Origin of the sequence: Streptomyces sp. G5(2025) (genome assembly GCF_049542075.1) — a bacterium.
In the GTDB taxonomy this organism is placed as follows: Bacteria; Actinomycetota; Actinomycetes; order Streptomycetales; family Streptomycetaceae; genus Streptomyces.
The window spans coordinates 1534744-1551154 of record NZ_JBMUZT010000006.1 but is presented as its reverse complement, the minus strand read 5'-3'; the positions used below and the strand labels follow the sequence as shown (position 1 = coordinate 1551154).

Below are 16411 nucleotides of genomic sequence, written 5' to 3'. Positions count from 1 at the left end.
TCCACTGTGTTGGTTCTGAAACAACGAACAGTTGTGTCGGCTGAACAGCGTCCACTATTTAATTGAAGAGTGTGCTTGTTCGCTGCCCTGTTTGAGATCCTGCTTTACAGCGGGATATTTCATAGGGTTTCGGTGGTCATAGCGTGAGGGAAACGCCCGGTTACATTCCGAACCCGGAAGCTAAGCCTCACAGCGCCGATGGTACTGCAGGGGGGACCCTGTGGGAGAGTAGGACGCCGCCGAACAATTTTTGGAGGACCCTTGGTCCCAGCGTCCACGCTGGGACCAAGGGTCCTTTTGTTTTTGTCGAAGCGCGCCGGCACCCCGGCTGCGCGAGAATGACTGCGGTACCGAAGACTAGGAGTCACCGATGTCCACCAACTCTCCCGACGAGCGACCGGACCGAGAGCAGCGCGGCCGGGACGGTGGCGACCGGGGCGGATACCGCGGGGCTCCACGGCGGGACAACGACCGTGGTGGCGACCGCGGTGGCTTCCGCGGGCGCGATGACCGGCGTGACGACCGTCGCGACAACGATCGTGGCGGTGACCGTGGTGGGTTCCGTCGTGATGACAACCGTCGTGATGACAACCGTGGTGGTGGCTTCCGCGGGCGTGATGAGCGTGAGGGGGGTGGGCGTCCGCCGTTCCGCCGTGACGACCGGCCCAGTGGGCCTCGTCGCGATGACCGCCGTGACGACCGCCGCGATGACCGTTCCAGCGGGCCTCGTCGTGAGGAGCGCGGTGGGTTCCGTCGTGACGGTGAGCGGCCGGCCTTCCGCCGTGATGAACGGCGCGACGACCGTCGCGACAATGACCGTGGCGGTGACCGTGGTGGGTTCCGTCGTGATGACAACCGTGGTGGTGGCTTCCGCGGGCGTGATGAGCGTGAGGGGGGTGGGCGTCCGCCGTTCCGCCGTGACGACCGTGACCGTGGCGGGTTCCGCCGTGACGGTGAGCGGCCGGCCTTCCGCCGTGATGACCGGCGCGATGACCGTCGCGACAACGATCGTGGCGGTGACCGTGGTGGGTTCCGTCGTGATGACAACCGTGGTGGTGGCTTCCGCGGGCGTGATGAGCGTGAGGGGGGTGGGCGTCCGCCGTTCCGCCGTGACGACCGGCCCAGCGGGCCTCGTCGCGATGACCGCCGTGACGACCGCCGCGATGACCGTTCCAGCGGGCCTCGTCGTGAGGAGCGCGGTGGGTTCCGCCGTGACGGTGAGCGGCCGGCCTTTCCGCCGTGATGAACGGCGCGACGACCGTCGCGACAATGACCGTGGCGGCGATCGTGGCGGGTTCCGTCGCGATGATCGGCGTGACGACCGCCGGGACGACCGTGGCGGTGACCGGCGGGACGATCGCGGTGGTTTCCGTAGGGACGACAGCCGTGGTGGCGGTGGTTACCGCGGGCGGGACGACCGTGGGCCGCGCCGTGACGACAGCCGTGGTGGCGGGCGACCCGGTGGCTTCCGTGGGCGCGATGACCGGCGTGACGGGGACCGCGGTGGGTACCGCGGCGGGCGTGACGACCGGGACCGTGAGCGCGAGCCCATCAAGCGGCTGCCGATCCCGGACGACGTCACCGGCCACGAGATCGACAAGGACGTACAGCAGGAGCTGCAGAGCCTTCCCAAGGGGCTCGCGGAGGACGTCGCCAGGAACCTGGTGATGGTCGCCAAGCTCATCGACGAGGACCCCGAGCAGGCCTACGCCTACTCGCGGATCGCCCTGCGACTGGCCTCCAGGGTCGCTGCCGTGCGCGAGGCGGCCGGCTTCGCCGCGTACGCGAACCAGAAGTACAGCGAGGCACTCGCCGAGTTTCGGGCCGCGCGGCGGATGACCGGCAGCGTCGAGCTGTGGCCCGTCATGGCGGACTGCGAGCGCGGCCTGGGCCGGCCCGAGAAGGCGCTGGAGATGGCCGGTGCGCCGGAAGTGCACAAGCTCGACAAGGCGGGGCAGGTCGAGATGCGGCTCGTCGCCGCCGGGGCCCGCCGGGACATGGACCAGATCGACGCCGCCATCGTCACGCTGCAGAGCCCCGAGCTCGCCTCGAACTCGGTGCAGCCCTGGACCGCGCGGCTGCGCTACGCGTACGCCGACGCGCTGCTCGCGGCCGGACGCGAGGACGAGGCGCGCGAGTGGTTCGCGAAGGTCGTCGAGTCCGACAAGGACGGCAGCACCGACGCGTCGGACCGGCTCGCCGAGATGGACGGTGTCGAGTTCGTCGACGCTCTGGGCGAGGACGACGAGGACGCCGAACACCTCAGGCACCTTGAGGTGGTGACGGGCGCGGAAGACGCTGAGCAGGCGGAGAACGAGCCCACCGGCTCGCGCGACGCCGACTCGGACGACACCGACTCGGATGACGACAAGCACTGATCGGCGGATCGGCGGATCGGCGGTAAGCGAAACGGGCGGGACTCCCTGGAGGGGGTCCCGCCCGTTCGTCGTATACGGGCGGGCGGGGCGTATACGGAGGCGTCTGTTTCAGAAGGCCAGGGCGCGCAGCACCAGGCCCGTGGCCGGCTTCGGACCGAACGACGTGGACTTGCGGGGCATCGTCACGCCCTGACGGGCCAGGTCGCGGACGACCTCCTCGCGTACCGGGTGCATCAGTATCGCCGTGCCGCCGTCGCGCTCGGCCTTCTCGACGGTCGCCGCCGTGTCGTGGATGTACGCGATGTGTTCCGGGGCGTCCGGGATGCGCCACACATGATCGAGCAGGGTGGCGTGCAGGACCGTCGCGTCCAGGGTGCGCCAGGCCTCCGGGTGGTCGCCCGAGATCGTACGGGCGAGGAGGTCCGGAGAGGGGCGGTCGACGAGGTGGAAGGCGCCGTCGCCCGCGAGGACGAAGGCGTTGCTCTTCGCGGCGGCCTCGGCCAAGGCGTCGAGCGCGTGGTCGAGAGGGCCCTCCACGGTGCGTACGCGGAAGGAGTCGCCGAGGGCGGCGAGGGCCTCGGACACCGGCAGCCGGTGGAGGTAGCGGTGGATGGCGCGGACGCGCAGGGGATAGCGGGCGGTGTCGACCAGAAGGACCAGGCCGTAGTCCCACGCGCTCGGCGAGGGGTGCTCGGCGCGCAGGCGCAGGTTGGTCGCCCAGCGGTGGTGGCCGTCCGCGATCAGTGCCTGGTGAGCGGCAAGATCTGACTGGATCTCGGCGATCTCCGCCGGGTCCGTCACGGACCACAGGCGGTGCTGGAAGCCGTCCTCGGTGGTCGTCGAGAGGAGGGGCGGGCGTTCGGCTGTGCGTTCGATGACGGTCATCGCGCCGGTGGCTTCGCCGTCGGGCCGGCTCTTGTTGTCGCTGCGGTAGGTCAGCAGGAGCGGTTCGAGGTTGGCGGAGGTGGCCCGCATCAGGGCGGCGCGGTCCTCGACGACGTGCGGCATGACGTCCTCGTGCGGCAGGACGACGCCCTCCTCGGCCTCGGAGAGGCGGAGCGCGCCGATGAGGCCGCGCTGGAGGATCTCGCTGTCCCGCTGTTCGTAGACGTACAGGCTCGGCTCGGCGTCCGGCGCGAGGATGCCTTCGCGGAGCCAGGAGTGCAGGGTGTCCGCCGCCTGTTGGTTGCGGGCGGCCGGGGTCGTGGCCTGCGGGAGGATCAGCCGGACGATGTTGTGGGGGTCGGCGGACTCCAGGTGGAGCAGACCGTCGGGGCGTACGACCACGTCGTACGGGGGAGAGGTCACGGCCGCCAGACTGCCGACCTGTTCGGGGACGTAACGCAGGCCCCGGAACGGGATCAGGTCGAGGCCGGCTGCGTCCGTGTGACCCGCTGTGTTCATTGGGGCATCGTATGTGTGTCAGTGGCATGGGCGATGATCGGGGGGAGTGGGATCGAGCGAGGAGCGATGTGTAATGAGCCAGACCGCAGGCCACGGTGCGGGTGGGAGCGTCAGGACGCGGCCCGAGGGCAGCAGCCGGGCGTTGAGCGAGGCCTATGACACGGCTCTGCTCGATCTGGACGGGGTGGTGTACGCGGGCGGTCACGCCATCGCGTACGCCGTCGAGTCGCTCGGGGCCGCGCGCGAGGGCGGGATGCACCTGGCGTACGTGACGAACAACGCGCTGCGCACGCCGGACGCGGTGGCGGAGCATCTGACGGAGCTGGGGATCGCGACGGACGCCTCGGACGTCATCACTTCGGCGCAGGCCGTGGCCCGGCTGGTGAGCGAGCAAGTACCCGAGGGCGCGCGGGTGTTGGTGATCGGTGGCGAGGGGCTGCGGGTCGCGCTGCGGGAGCGGGGCCTTGAGCCGGTCGAGTCGGCGGACGATGATCCGGCGGCGGTCGTGCAGGGGTACGGCGGGCCGGAGTTGGCGTGGGGGCGCTTCGCCGAGGCCAGTTACGCGGTGGCGCGGGGTGTGCCGTGGTTCGCGTCCAACACCGACCTGACGATCCCGAGTGCGCGAGGCATCGCGCCGGGCAATGGGGCGGCCGTGCAGGTCGTACGTATCGCCACGGGCGCCGAGCCGCAGGTGGCGGGCAAGCCGCTGCCTCCGATGCACCGGGAGACGATCCTGCGGACGGGGGCCGAGCGGCCGTTGGTCGTGGGGGACCGGCTGGACACGGACATCGAGGGGGCGTTCAGCGGCGGGGTGGACTCGCTGCTCGTGCTGACGGGGGTTACGGACGGCGCGCAGCTGGTCGCCGCGCGGCCGGAGCACCGGCCGACGTACGTGGACACGGATCTGCGCGGCATGCTCACCGGGCAGCCCGAGGTCGCCCCGGTGGAGGGCGGCGGCTTCGGCTGCGGTGGCTGGACGGCGGCGGTGCGGGGCGGGGAGCTGGCCCTGGACGGCGACGGCGAGGCCATGGACGGGCTGCGGGCGCTGTGCGCGGCGGCCTGGACGGAGGCGGGGGAGGGGGTGTGCGAGCTGGACGCGGGCAAGGCGTTGTCGCGGCTCGGGGTGTAGCTCGGGGGAGGGGGAGAGGTGCCGCGGCTCGGGGGGTGCGGCTTGCGGCTCGGGGCGTGGGCCGGCGTTCGGGGCTGGGCTGGGGGCTAGGGCTGGCGGTGCGGGGCGCAGGGCTGGTGATGGGGGCCAGGGGGCGCGGGGCTGGCGGTACGAGGCTCGGGGCGTGGAGCTGTCGTTCCGTGGCTGGTGGCTGGTGGCTGGTGGCTGGTGGCTGGCGGCTGGCGGCTCGGGGCTGCGGTTCGTGGCTGGTGGCCGGGGTGGGGTTGCGGTTCGTGGCTGGGCTGGGGGGTGTGGGGCTCGGGGCGTGGAGCTGTCGTTCCGTGGCTGGCGGCTGGCGGCTGGCGGCTCGGGGCTGCGGTTCGTGGCTGGTGGCCGGGGTGGGGTTGCGGTTCGTGGCTGGGCTGGGGGGTGTGGGGCTCGGGGCGTGGAGCTGTCGTTCCGTGGCTGGTGGTCGGCGTGCGAGGCTCGGGGCCGCGGTTCGTGGCTGGTGGCTGGCGGTGCGGGGCTGCCGCTTGTGGCTGTGGCGTGGGCCTGCCGTTCGTGGCTGACGGCTGACGGCTGACGGCTGACGGCTGAGGGTGCGGGGTCGGCGGTGCGGGGCGCAGGCTGGCGTTCATGGGCGGAGTGCGGGGCTCGCGGTTGCCGTTCGTGGCTGGTGGCCGGCGGTACGGGGCTGCCGCTTGTGGCTGTGGCGTGGGGCTCGCGGCGCGGGCCTGCCGTTCGTGGCTGACGGCTGACGGCTGACGGCTGACGGCTGAGGGTGCGGGGTCGGCGGTGCGGGGCGCAGGCTGGCGTTCATGGTCGGGGTGCGGGGCTCGCGGCTGCCGTTCGCGGTTGCCGCTCGTGGTTGGCGGCTGCCGGTGTGGGGCGAGGCGGGTCCCGGCCCCCGTGCCTTCCCGCTGCCCCCTCAACCCGGCGCACACCCCTCAGCTCCCGCTCACGCCCCGCGACGCCCCCTCACGGGTTCTCCCCGCGGTCGATCAGGTCGTCCGTCGTCGTGTTCTTGCGCCAGTAGCCCGAGAACGACACCCGCTTGCGGTCGAAGCCCCGGTCGGAGACCAGGTGGCGGCGGACCGTTTTGACGGTCGAGGATTCGCCGGCGAGCCAGGCGTAGGGCGTGCCCTCGGGGAGGGTGGTGCCCCGGATCGCGTCCGGGGTGGTGCCCTCCCCGATGAGCCAGTGGATCTCCGCGTCCGCCTTGGTGGGCAGGGTCTGGCGGTCGGCGAGGTCGTGGACCTCGATCCAGACGCGCGTCGGCAGGGCGGGCGGCAGGGTTTCGAGGATGGCCGCGACGGCCGGGAGCGCCGACTCGTCGGCGGCCAGGAGCAGCCAGTCGGTGTCGTGCGGCGGCCGGAAGTCGTACGCCGCGTTCTCCTCCTCGACCGGGGCGAGGACGCCGATGCGGGCGCCGGGCCGCGCGGTCCGTGCCCAGCTGGTCGCGGGACCGTCGGCGAGTGAGGGGGCCGCGCCGTGGACGGCGAAGTCGACGATCAGCTCGTCGGGGTCGCGGCGCAGCTCGCGGGTCGTGTACGTGCGCATGATGCCGCGTACCGAGGGGGCGCGGGCGCACCATGCGGCGTACCAGTCGGAGGTGTCGCCGGTGTCTGTGGCCGGCATGACGGGGGCGTCCTGACCGGGGTGCGGCAGAAAGATCTTGATGCGCTGGTCACGGCCGCCGGACGCCATCCGCCGCAGGCCGGGGCCGCCGAAGGTGACGCGGATCATGGCGGGCGTCAGGTGCTCGGCGCGCAGGACCTCGACGTCGAAGTACTGGTACGGGGAGTCGGTCATCGCTTGAGCCTCTTCGACTTCGCTGACGGGGAGCGCGTCGCCGTGGCGGGCGCACCGCTCCTGCTGGGGGGCGGACCAAGGGTGGCGCGAGGGTAGGCTAACCTAACCCGGTGTTGGTCGACAGTCCCCCAGAAGCCCGCGCGGAGACCGCTCCCGCGCCTCCCAAACGCCTTGCGATGCGCACGACCGTGTTGCTCGTCTCCGCGGCCGTCCTCCTGCTCGTCTTCCTCACGAGCATCGCGGTCGGCGCCAAGTCGATGCCCCTGGACCAGGTCTGGCACGGGCTGTTCCACGACTCGGGGACGTACGGCGACGTGGTCGTCGGGGAGCGGCTCGCGCGCAGCCTGCTCGGGCTGCTCGCCGGTGCCGCCCTCGGGCTCTCCGGCGCCGTCCTCCAGGCACTCACCCGCAACCCGCTGGCCGACCCCGGGCTCCTCGGCATCAACCTGGGCGCGTCGTCGGCGGTCGTCACCGCCATCAGCTTCTTCGGCGTCACCTCGCTGAGCGGGTATGTGTGGTTCGCCTTCCTGGGGGCGGCGCTCGTCGGTGTCCTGCTCTACCTCCTCGGCGGTGCGCGCGGCGCGACGCCGGTGCGGCTCGCGCTCGCCGGTACCGCGCTCAGCGCCGCGCTCTACGGCTATCTCCAGGCCGTGATGATCATGGACGGTGCCGCGCTCAACAGGATGCGGTTCTGGACGGTCGGTTCGCTGGCCTCCGCCAACATGGAGACCATTCGGCAGGTCCTGCCCTTCCTCGCGATCGGCACCGTGCTCGCGCTCGGCCTCGCCCGGCCGCTGAACGCCATGGCCATGGGCGACGACACCGCCCGCGCGCTGGGCGCCCACCTCACGCGTACGCGCGCGCTGTCCATGGCGGCGGCGACGCTGCTGTGCGGGGCCGCGACCGCCGCCTGTGGGCCGATCGTGTTCGTCGGCCTGATGGTGCCGCACATCGTGCGCTCCTTCACCGGGCCCGACATGCGCTGGATCCTGCCGTACGCGGCCGTCCTGTCGCCCGTCCTGCTGCTCGGCGCGGATGTCGTCGGGCGGATCGTGGCGCGGCCCTCGGAACTTCAGGTGGGCATCGTGACCGCCGTCATCGGCGCGCCCGTCTTCATCTTTCTCGTGCGGCGGCGAAGGGTGGCCCAGCTGTGAAGGCGATACGTACCCGGGGCGGCCTCTCCGTCCGGCTCGACGTCCGCACGACCGTGGTCGTCACCCTGCTCCTGCTCGCCGCGCTCGCCGCGAGCGTCGTCCTGATCGGCACCGGCGACTTCGAGATCCCGGCCGCCGACGTCGTACGCACCCTGCTCGGCGACGGCAACGCCGGGCAGGAGTTCATCATCAACGAACTGCGGCTGCCGCGGGTCCTCGTCGGGCTCCTGGTGGGCTCGGCCCTCGGGCTCGGCGGCGCGCTCTTCCAGTCCATCGCCCGCAACCCCCTCGGCAGCCCCGACGTGCTCGGCCTCGGGCAGGGGGCGACCGCCGGCGCGCTCACCATGATCGTCCTGTTCCACGGCAGCGCGGCCGCGGTCGCGGGCGGCGCGCTCGTCGGCGGTCTCGTCACCGGCGCCGCCATCTACCTGCTGGCCTGGAAGCGCGGGGTGCACGGCTACCGGCTCGTCCTCGTCGGCATCGGCGTCTGTGCCTTCATCACGGCCATCAACGGCTATCTGCTCACCAAGGCGGACTTCGTCGACGCCGCCCGCGCGGTGGTCTGGATGACCGGCTCCCTCGACGGCCGGGACTGGGACCAGGTCTGGCCGCTGCTCGCGCTCTGCGCCGTCCTCGTGCCGCTCGTCCTCGTGTACGGGCGTCCGCTGCGGATGCTGGAGATGGGCGATGACGTCGCGAACGCCCTCGGCGTACGCGTGGAGCGCACCCGCCTCGTCCTGCTCACCGCCTCCGTGCTGCTCACCGCGGCCGCCACCGCCGCCGCGGGCCCGGTCAGCTTCGTCGCGCTCACCGCGCCGCAACTGGCCCGCCGCCTCACGCGCTCGCCCGGCCCCAACCTCATGCCGGCGATGTTCATGGGCGCCGCCCTGCTGATCGTCGCGGACTTCGCCTCGCAGCGGGCCTTCGGCGCCGACCAGCTGCCGGTCGGCGTCGTCACCGGCGTACTCGGCGGCGTCTATCTGCTGTGGCTGCTCGTCACGCAGCGCAAGGCGGGGCGCATATGAGGGCGCCCATGAAGCCCGCCGCCGTGACCCTGCAGACCGCCATGAACATGAACTCGTACCACCCCACGACCAGGAGCGTGCTGCTGTGAACCGGCTCATCGCCGACGACGTCACCCTCGGCTATGACCAGCGCGTCATCGCGGAGAAGCTGTCCGTCGAGATCCCCGACAACTCCTTCACCGTGATCGTGGGCCCCAACGCCTGCGGCAAGTCCACGCTGCTGCGCGCCCTGTCCCGGATGCTCAGGCCCGCCGCGGGACGCGTGCTGCTCGACGGGAGCGTCATCCAGTCGATGCCCGCGAAGAAGGTCGCCAAGACGCTCGGCCTGCTGCCGCAGTCGTCCATCGCGCCCGACGGCATCACGGTCGGCGACCTGGTCGCGCGCGGCCGCTACCCCCACCAGGGGCTCCTTCGGCAGTGGTCGAAGGAGGACGAGCGGATCGTCGACGAGTCGATGGACGCGACAGGCGTACGAGAGCTCGCCGATCGCTATGTCGACGAACTCTCCGGCGGCCAGCGCCAGCGCGTGTGGATCGCGATGGCGCTCGCCCAGCAGACGCCGCTGCTGCTGCTCGACGAGCCGACGACGTTCCTCGACATCCAGCACCAGCTCGACGTCCTGGACCTGTGCGCCGAGCTCCACGAGAAGCAGGGCCGCACCCTCGTCGCCGTCCTGCACGACCTGAACCACGCCGCGCGCTACGCCACCCACCTCATCGCCCTGCGCGACGGCGCGGTGATCGCCGAGGGCGCGCCCGCCGACATCGTCACGGCGGAGCTGGTGGAGCAGACCTTCGGCATCCAGTGCCAGATCATCGACGACCCGCAGAGCGGGACGCCGCTGGTGATCCCGGTGGCCCGCGCGGGGCGCACAACACTGACCAAGAGTGGCTAGTTGCCGGCAACCAGTGGCTAAAGCAGCGACCTGAGCTTCAGCAGGTCCCGGAAGCCCGCCTCCAGCTTGACCCGGCCGGAGGCCCAGGCCTTCGCGAAGTTCAGCTCGCCGTCCACCATCGCCACCAGGTCGTCGCCGGTCATCGCGAGGCGGATCTCGGCCTTCTCGCGGGGCGGGCCGGAATGGGTGTCCAGCACCGTGATCCGGCCGTTTTCGAGACGGCCGGTGAAGGTGGCGTCGAGGTCGGTGATACGGCAGCTCAGCGAGCGGTTCAGGGCAGCGGCGCCCCGCACGTCGCCGTCGGCGGACGCGAGAGTGTCCGAGAGTCTGTCGAGTGCCGTGCGGCACTCCGCCATGGTCGCCATCGTGATCGACGGTACCGCAGCGCTTCGGGGTAGCGTCGTGCCATGAGCGACTCTCACGCGGGCCCTGAAGAGGGGGAGACGGTGGAGCCGGAGCCTCAGGTTCCGGACGAAGCGTCGTACGAACCGTCGTACGACCCCGCCACCCCCGCACCCCTCGGCGTCGAGCGCACGCCCACAGGGAACGCCGAGGTGGACGCCTGCCTCGCCCGGCTCGGCGACGCCGACCACCTCGCCACGGACGGCCACATCGAGGTGTACGAGGATGTACACGGAGGCCTGCGCGACGCGCTGACCGCGCTCGACGCGCGCCCCGGCCCACCGGCACCCACCGGGGCGCCGTCACCCTCGTATGACAGGAGCTGAACCGAACGTGGCAGGAGTGGCACGACGCCGCCTCGACGCCGAGCTCGTCCGCCGGAAGCTCGCGCGCTCGCGCGAGCACGCGAGCCAGCTGATCGCCGCCGGCCGCGTCGCGGTCGGCAAGACCGTCGCGACCAAGGCCGCGACGCAGGTGGAGACGGCCGCCCCGATCGTGGTCTCGCAGGACGACAGCGACCCCGACTACGTCTCGCGCGGCGGGCACAAGCTCGCGGGCGCCCTCGCCGCGTTCCTGCCGCGGGGGCTGGTCGTCGAGGGGCGGCGCGCACTGGACGCGGGCGCCTCCACCGGCGGCTTCACGGACGTGCTGCTGCGGGCCGGCGCCGCACACGTCGTCGCCGTCGACGTCGGGTACGGCCAGCTCGCCTGGTCGCTCCAGAGCGACGACCGGGTCACCGTCAAGGACCGGACGAACGTACGCGAGCTGACGCTGGAGGCGATCGACGGCGTGCCCGTCGACATCGTCGTCGGCGACCTCTCCTTCATCCCGCTCGGCCTGGTGCTGCCCGCCCTCGTGCGGTGCGCGGCCCCTGACGCGGACCTGGTGCTCATGGTCAAGCCGCAGTTCGAGGTCGGCAAGGAACGGCTCGGCAGCGGCGGCGTGGTGCGCAGCGCCGAGCTACGGGCCGACGCCGTACGCGGCGTGGCACGGCAGGCGTGGGGGCTCGGACTCGGGGTACGCGGGGTGACCGCCAGCCCGCTGCCCGGGCCCTCCGGGAATGTCGAGTACTTTCTGTGGCTGCGTGCCGGGGCCGACGAACTCGACCCGGCGGACGTTGACCGTGCCGTGGCGGAGGGGCCCCGTTGACTCAGACCCGAGTGACCCAGACCAGAGCGCGTACCGTTTTCCTGCTCGCGCACACCGGACGGCCGGCGGCCATCCGCAGCGCCGAGCTGGTCGTCCAGGGGCTGCTGCGCCATGGCATCGGCGTACGGGTCCTCAAGGCGGAGGCGGCGGACCTGCCGCTGCCCTCCGAGGTCGAGACGGTCCAGGAGGCCACGGCCGACTGCATCGACGACTGCGAGCTGATCGTCGTGCTCGGCGGTGACGGGACGCTGCTGCGAGGCGCAGACTTCGCGCGGGCCTCCGGAGTGCCGATGCTCGGCGTCAACCTCGGGCGCGTGGGCTTCCTCGCGGAGGCCGAGCGGGACGACCTCGACCGGGTCGTCGACCGCGTGGTCACCAAGACGTACGAGGTCGAGGAGCGCATGACGATCGACGTCATCGTGCACCGCAACGGCGACATCGTGCACCGCGACTGGGCGCTGAACGAGGCCGCCGTGCAGAAGGTGTCGCCCGAGCGGATGCTCGAAGTCGTCCTGGAGATCGACGGGCGGCCGGTCACCGGCTTCGGCTGCGACGGCATTGTCTGCGCGACGCCGACCGGATCGACTGCGTACGCGTTCTCGGCGGGCGGGCCCGTGGTGTGGCCCGAGGTGGAGGCGCTGCTCATGGTGCCGATCAGCGCGCACGCCCTGTTCGCCAAGCCGCTGGTGACCTCGCCGGACTCCGTGCTCGCCGTCGAGGTCCAGCCGCACACCCCGCACGGGGTGCTGTGGTGCGACGGGCGGCGGACCGTCGAACTGCCCGCCGGGGCGCGGGTGGAGGTGCGCCGGGGCGCGGTGCCGGTGCGGCTCGCGCGGCTGCACCACGCGTCGTTCACCGACCGGCTCGTCGCCAAGTTCGCGCTGCCGGTGTCGGGTTGGCGGGGGGCGCCGCACTAGTCGTACGTACGTAGGGTACGCACGTCTGTTACGCCGCGTCGCCGACCACCGAGATCGCCCGCTCGCGCAGGACGGCGCGCACCGGGAGCCCGGTGGCCAGCAGGGTCAGCAGCAGCGTGCCCGCCACCACCCCGGCGGGCACCGGCCACGGCAGGTACGGCAGGGCCGAGCCGAACGCCGTGCCGAGGATCGGCGCCAGCGTGGCCAGCGCGATCGCGCCGCCGAGCAGCAGCGCGGTCCCGGCGACGACCACGGCCTCCCAGGCCGCCATCGCCCGCACCTGGGCGCGCTGACTGCCCACGACCCGCAGCAGCGCCACGTCACGGCGGCGCTCGAAGGAGATCATGGCGAGGGTGTTCGCCGCGGCGATGGCGGCGAAGCCCGCGTAGAGCCCCGTGCCGACGTAGTCGAGCCAGACCTCGCCGGGGCTGCCCGCCGAGCCGGTGCGGTGCTGGGCCGTCGTATGCATGCCGATCTTGGTGAGGCCGAAGCCGACGACGAGGACGAGGGGCACGACCGCGGCGGAGAAGCGGCGGGGCTGCGAGCGGACGTTGAGCATCGCCAGGCGCGCGCTCGGCCCGAACCGGCAGGCCGGCGCCGAGACCAGCCAGGCCGCGGGGCCGACGATGCGCGGCCCGAGCAGGCCTGCGCCGACGCAGAAGAGGATGAGGACGAGGAAGGCGCCCTCACTCGCCTCGGCCGCGGGCTTCCGCGACAGGAGTACGGAGACGGCGCACGCCCCCGCGACCGCGATCACCCCGAGCGGTGCCCGCAGCAGGCCGAGACCGTGCCGCCCGGTCGCCGCCTCGGAGAGCGCGCGGGCCGGGCGCAGCAGGGAGAAGCGCAGCGCCGAGAGCAGGGCCGCGAGCGTCGTCGTCACCACGGCCACGCCGACGCACACCGGCAGCGCGAGCCAGCTGAAGCGGAAGCCGGCCTCGGCGGGCAGCAGGCCGTGGGAGACCATCCCGGCGTGCCACCAGCGGGCGCCGAGACCGCCGAGGGCGAAGCCGATGAGCGAGGCGGGCACCGACGCGGCGAGGGCCTGAACGGCCACCGCGCGGCGGATCTGGCGGGGCTTGGCGCCGATCGAGCGCACCATCGCCAGCTCGCGGTGTTGCTGCGCGACGGCGGTGCCCATGGTCGACACGACCACGAAAATCGACATGTAGATGGAACCGATCAACAGCACGAGCGCCATGTCGCCGACGCCGTTCTCCGCGATCTGCCGCCGCGCCGAGGCGGAGAGCCCGGTCGTGCCGCCGGTGCCCGTCGAGGTGAGCATCATCGTCGACGCGCTCACCACGGTCGCCGCGAAGAGCGCGGCCACCGCGGTGCCCACGAATGCCGGGCGGTGCGCGCGCAGCGCCGCCTGTGCCAGTCCTGTTGCCATGTGGATCATGGTCGTGCCGGGGGCGGGACAGGGGCCATGCGGTGAGCCGGTGGATCGTGCGGGGGATATCCCCCCCACCGCGACGCGCCTTCGGGGGCCCACCCCCGCGAGTGACAGTGGGCGCGGAGGCGCTGCCGCCACCTGGGGCTTCGCGGCAGGAGCCCAGGGCCCGTCGCACGGCGGGCCCGCGACCTCGTAAGGTCTTGTCCGTGTTGGAGGAGATGCGGATACGGTCGCTCGGAGTCATCGACGACGCGGTCGTCGAGCTGTCACCAGGGTTCACCGCCGTGACGGGTGAGACCGGCGCGGGCAAGACGATGGTGGTCACGAGCCTTGGCCTGCTGCTCGGCGGGCGCGCGGATCCCGCCCTGGTGCGGATCGGCGCGAAGTCGGCGGTGGTGGAGGGCCGGCTCGCTGTGCCCGCCGACTCCCCGGCGGCCGTGCGGGCGGAGGAGGCCGGTGCCGAGCTGGACGACGGGGCGCTGCTGGTCAGCCGTACCGTCTCGGCGGAAGGGCGCTCCCGGGCGCACCTCGGGGGGCGGTCGGTCCCGGTGGGTTTGCTTTCCGAACTCGCCGATGACCTGATCGCCGTGCACGGCCAGACCGACCAACAGGGGCTGCTGAAGCCCGCCAGGCAGCGCGGCGCCCTCGACCGGTACGCGGGCGACGCGGTCGCCGTGCCGCTCGCCAAGTACACGGCCGCCTACCGCAGGCTGCGGGCCGTCACCGCCGAGGTCGAGGAGATCACCACGCGCGCGCGGGAGCGTGCCCAGGAGGCGGATCTGCTGCGTTTCGGCCTTGAGGAGATCGGCGGCGTCGAACCGCGCGCGGGCGAGGACGTCGAGCTCGCCGCCGAGGCGGAGCGGCTCGGCCACGCGGAGGCCCTCGCCTCCGCCGCCACGGCCGCGCACGCCGCGCTCGCGGGCAACCCCGAGGACCCGGAGGTCGTCGACGCCTCGACGCTCGTCGCGGGCGCCTCCAGGGCCCTGGAGGCCGTACGCTCGCACGACGCCGCCCTGTCCGCCCTGGCCGATCGCCTCGGGGAGATCGGGATCCTGCTGGCCGACGTGGCCGGGGAACTCGCCGGGTACGCCGATGACCTGGACGCCGATCCGCTGCGGCTCGCCGCGGTCGAGGAACGGCGGGCCGCGCTGACCCAGCTCACCCGGAAGTACGGTGCCGACATCGACGAGGTGCTCGCCTGGGCCGAGGAGGGCGCCGCGCGCCTGACCGAGCTGGAGGGCGACGACGACCGGCTGGACGAGCTGGTCGCCGAGCGGGACGCGCTGCGGGCCGAACTCGCGGGGCTCGCGCAGGCGTTGACGGACGCGCGGCAGGAGGCCGCCTCGCGGTTCGCGGCGGCCGTCACCGAGGAGCTCGCGTCGCTGGCGATGCCCCACGCGCGCGTGTCGATCGCCATCAGCAGCACGGAGGTTCCGGAGGGGGCCGACGGAGTGGTGGTCGGTGGCCGCACGGTCGCGTACGGCCCCGCGGGCGTCGACGAAGTGGAACTCCTCCTCGCCCCGCACCCGGGCGCGCCGGCCCGGCCCATCGCCAAGGGCGCTTCCGGCGGTGAGCTGTCGCGCGTGATGCTCGCTGTCGAGGTGGTCTTCGCGGGCACGGACCCGGTTCCGACGTACCTCTTCGACGAGGTCGACGCGGGGGTCGGCGGTAAGGCGGCGGTCGAGATCGGCCGACGCCTCGCGCGGCTGGCCAAGTCGGCCCAGGTCGTGGTCGTCACGCACCTTCCGCAGGTCGCGGCGTTCGCCGACCGGCAGCTGCTGGTCGAGAAGACGAACGACGGCATGGTGACGCGCTCCGGGGTGCAGGTCCTGGAGGGCGAGGACCGCGTGCGGGAGTTGTCGCGGATGCTGGCGGGCCAGGAGGACTCGGAGACGGCCCGCGCCCACGCGGAGGAGTTGTTGGCGACGGCCAGGGCGGACATGTAGCTGGCGGAGGGTACGGCTACGGCTACGGCTACGGCTACGGGGCGGGGCGGGTACGGCTGCGGGCTGCGGGGTGGGTGCGGGTTGTGGGGGGCTGAGCGCGCAGTTCCCCGCGCCCCTTTTTTGGGGGGGGGCTTCGGCTGGTGCCCGCTTGGGGTGAGCGGCAATGGGTGTGCTGGGAGCTGCGTCTGTTGGGTGGCTGTGCGGGTGCGTCTGCGGGTTGTGGGGGCTGAGCGGGCAGTTCCTCGCGCCCCTTTTGGGGGGGCTTCGGCTGGTGCCCGCTTGGGGTGAGCGGCAATGGGTGTGCTGGGAGCTGCGTCTGTTGGGTGGCTGTGCGGGTGCGTCTGCGGGTTGTGGGGGCTGAGCGCGCAGTTCCCCGCGCCCCTTTTTGGGGGGCTTCGGCTGGTGCCCGCTTGGGGTGAGCGGCAATGGGTGTGCTGGGAGCTGCGTCTGTTGGGTGGCTGTGCGGGTGCGTCTGCGGGTTGTGGGGGCTGAGCGCGCAGTTCCCCGCGCCCCTTTTGGGGGGGGCTTCGGCTGGTGCCCGCTTGGGGTGAGCGGCAATGGGTGTGCTGGGAGCTGCGTCTGTTGGGTGGCTGTGCGGGTGCGTCTGCGGGTTGTGGGGGCTGAGCGCGCAGTTCCCCGCGCCCCTTGAGAGGGCTTCGGCTGGTGCACCGTTGCTTGCGCCCCCTCGGCGCCGCATCTCCGTAACGTGCCACCCCTCACCCGTGTGGGTGATAGCGCTCACGGAGTTGCCCCTCCAGACGCGGAAGTGACCTTTCAGCAGTGCCGGAACGTCCGTGCGGGCTGGCATTCTTGGCCGCAGTATCCGCC

13 protein-coding genes and 1 rRNA gene are annotated in these 16411 nt (G+C 72.6%); 10 read left to right on the top strand and 4 right to left on the bottom strand.

Annotated elements, in window-relative coordinates:
- The first annotated feature begins 128 nt into the window (after window positions 1–128).
- Together rrf and ACOBQB_RS17840 are read left to right on the top strand one after the other, a co-directional pair.
- A 5S ribosomal RNA gene (gene rrf, locus ACOBQB_RS17845) occupies window positions 129–245 on the top strand.
- A 1314-nt stretch (window positions 246–1559) separates the two neighbouring features.
- On the top strand, window positions 1560–2378 hold the full coding sequence (locus ACOBQB_RS17840) for a hypothetical protein (RefSeq protein ID WP_423598562.1): 819 nt from the start codon (window positions 1560–1562) through the stop codon (window positions 2376–2378).
- Window positions 2379–2486: 108 nt separating this feature from the next.
- Here ACOBQB_RS17840 and ACOBQB_RS17835 read toward each other — a convergent pair whose 3' ends face one another.
- Window positions 2487–3782 (bottom strand): DUF1015 domain-containing protein, encoded by a 1296-nt coding sequence (locus ACOBQB_RS17835; protein ID WP_423592908.1) that lies wholly within the window; start codon window positions 3780–3782, stop codon window positions 2487–2489.
- A gap of 73 nt (window positions 3783–3855) precedes the next feature.
- Here ACOBQB_RS17835 and ACOBQB_RS17830 point away from each other — a divergent pair, with 73 nt between their 5' ends.
- Window positions 3856–4911 (top strand): HAD hydrolase-like protein, encoded by a 1056-nt coding sequence (locus tag ACOBQB_RS17830; protein ID WP_423592906.1) that lies wholly within the window; start codon window positions 3856–3858, stop codon window positions 4909–4911.
- Between the two features lie 957 nt (window positions 4912–5868).
- On the opposite strand, the gene ACOBQB_RS17825 is transcribed toward ACOBQB_RS17830, so the two are convergent.
- Window positions 5869–6702 carry a siderophore-interacting protein gene (locus ACOBQB_RS17825; RefSeq protein ID WP_423592904.1) on the bottom strand — a complete coding sequence of 278 codons (834 nt, stop codon included), beginning with the start codon at window positions 6700–6702 and terminating at the stop codon, window positions 5869–5871.
- Between the two features lie 110 nt (window positions 6703–6812).
- Here ACOBQB_RS17825 and ACOBQB_RS17820 point away from each other — a divergent pair, with 110 nt between their 5' ends.
- From ACOBQB_RS17820 to ACOBQB_RS17810, 3 genes are all read left to right on the top strand, one after another.
- Window positions 6813–7856 (top strand): FecCD family ABC transporter permease, encoded by a 1044-nt coding sequence (locus tag ACOBQB_RS17820; RefSeq protein ID WP_423592902.1) that lies wholly within the window; start codon window positions 6813–6815, stop codon window positions 7854–7856.
- Window positions 7853–8881 carry a FecCD family ABC transporter permease gene (locus tag ACOBQB_RS17815; protein ID WP_423592900.1) on the top strand — a complete coding sequence of 343 codons (1029 nt, stop codon included), beginning with the start codon at window positions 7853–7855 and terminating at the stop codon, window positions 8879–8881. The genes ACOBQB_RS17820 and ACOBQB_RS17815 overlap by 4 nt, the downstream gene beginning before the upstream one ends.
- Window positions 8882–8966: 85 nt before the next feature.
- Window positions 8967–9776 carry an ABC transporter ATP-binding protein gene (locus ACOBQB_RS17810; RefSeq protein ID WP_423592898.1) on the top strand — a complete coding sequence of 270 codons (810 nt, stop codon included), beginning with the start codon at window positions 8967–8969 and terminating at the stop codon, window positions 9774–9776.
- 17 nt (window positions 9777–9793) lie between these two features.
- Here ACOBQB_RS17810 and ACOBQB_RS17805 read toward each other — a convergent pair whose 3' ends face one another.
- On the bottom strand, window positions 9794–10141 hold the full coding sequence (locus ACOBQB_RS17805) for an alkyl sulfatase C-terminal domain-containing protein (protein ID WP_423592896.1): 348 nt from the start codon (window positions 10139–10141) through the stop codon (window positions 9794–9796).
- Between the two features lie 42 nt (window positions 10142–10183).
- Here ACOBQB_RS17805 and ACOBQB_RS17800 point away from each other — a divergent pair, with 42 nt between their 5' ends.
- From ACOBQB_RS17800 to ACOBQB_RS17790, 3 genes are read left to right on the top strand one after another with little or no spacing between them, the layout of a single operon-like run.
- Complete coding sequence (locus tag ACOBQB_RS17800; RefSeq protein ID WP_423592894.1) at window positions 10184–10504, top strand: hypothetical protein; 321 nt, start codon at window positions 10184–10186, stop codon at window positions 10502–10504.
- 7 nt (window positions 10505–10511) lie between these two features.
- Window positions 10512–11327: a TlyA family RNA methyltransferase gene (locus ACOBQB_RS17795; RefSeq protein WP_423592892.1), complete on the top strand. Its 816-nt coding sequence runs from the start codon at window positions 10512–10514 to the stop codon at window positions 11325–11327.
- 11 nt (window positions 11328–11338) lie between these two features.
- Window positions 11339–12244, top strand: coding sequence for an NAD kinase (locus ACOBQB_RS17790; protein ID WP_423592890.1), 906 nt, complete (start codon window positions 11339–11341; stop codon window positions 12242–12244).
- A gap of 28 nt (window positions 12245–12272) precedes the next feature.
- On the opposite strand, the gene ACOBQB_RS17785 is transcribed toward ACOBQB_RS17790, so the two are convergent.
- On the bottom strand, window positions 12273–13634 hold the full coding sequence (locus ACOBQB_RS17785) for an FtsX-like permease family protein (protein WP_423592888.1): 1362 nt from the start codon (window positions 13632–13634) through the stop codon (window positions 12273–12275).
- A 221-nt stretch (window positions 13635–13855) separates the two neighbouring features.
- Between ACOBQB_RS17785 and recN the strand changes: the two genes are divergently transcribed.
- Entirely contained in the window at window positions 13856–15583 is a 1728-nt protein-coding gene (recN, locus tag ACOBQB_RS17780; protein ID WP_423598560.1) for a DNA repair protein RecN, read from the top strand.
- Window positions 15584–16411: the final 828 nt, after the last annotated feature.

Excerpts from the sequence above, each read along its gene's own strand:
- ACOBQB_RS17835 (WP_423592908.1), bottom strand. The coding sequence starts at position 3,782 with ATGAACACAGCGGGTCACACGGACGCAGCCGGCCTCGACCTGATCCCG.
- ACOBQB_RS17825 (WP_423592904.1), bottom strand. The coding sequence starts at position 6,702 with ATGACCGACTCCCCGTACCAGTACTTCGACGTCGAGGTCCTGCGCGCC.
- ACOBQB_RS17830 (WP_423592906.1), top strand. The coding sequence starts at position 3,856 with ATGAGCCAGACCGCAGGCCACGGTGCGGGTGGGAGCGTCAGGACGCGG.
- ACOBQB_RS17805 (WP_423592896.1), bottom strand. The coding sequence starts at position 10,141 with ATGGCGACCATGGCGGAGTGCCGCACGGCACTCGACAGACTCTCGGAC.
- ACOBQB_RS17785 (WP_423592888.1), bottom strand. The coding sequence starts at position 13,634 with ATGGCAACAGGACTGGCACAGGCGGCGCTGCGCGCGCACCGCCCGGCA.
- ACOBQB_RS17800 (WP_423592894.1), top strand. The coding sequence starts at position 10,184 with ATGAGCGACTCTCACGCGGGCCCTGAAGAGGGGGAGACGGTGGAGCCG.
- recN (WP_423598560.1), top strand. The coding sequence starts at position 13,856 with ATGCGGATACGGTCGCTCGGAGTCATCGACGACGCGGTCGTCGAGCTG.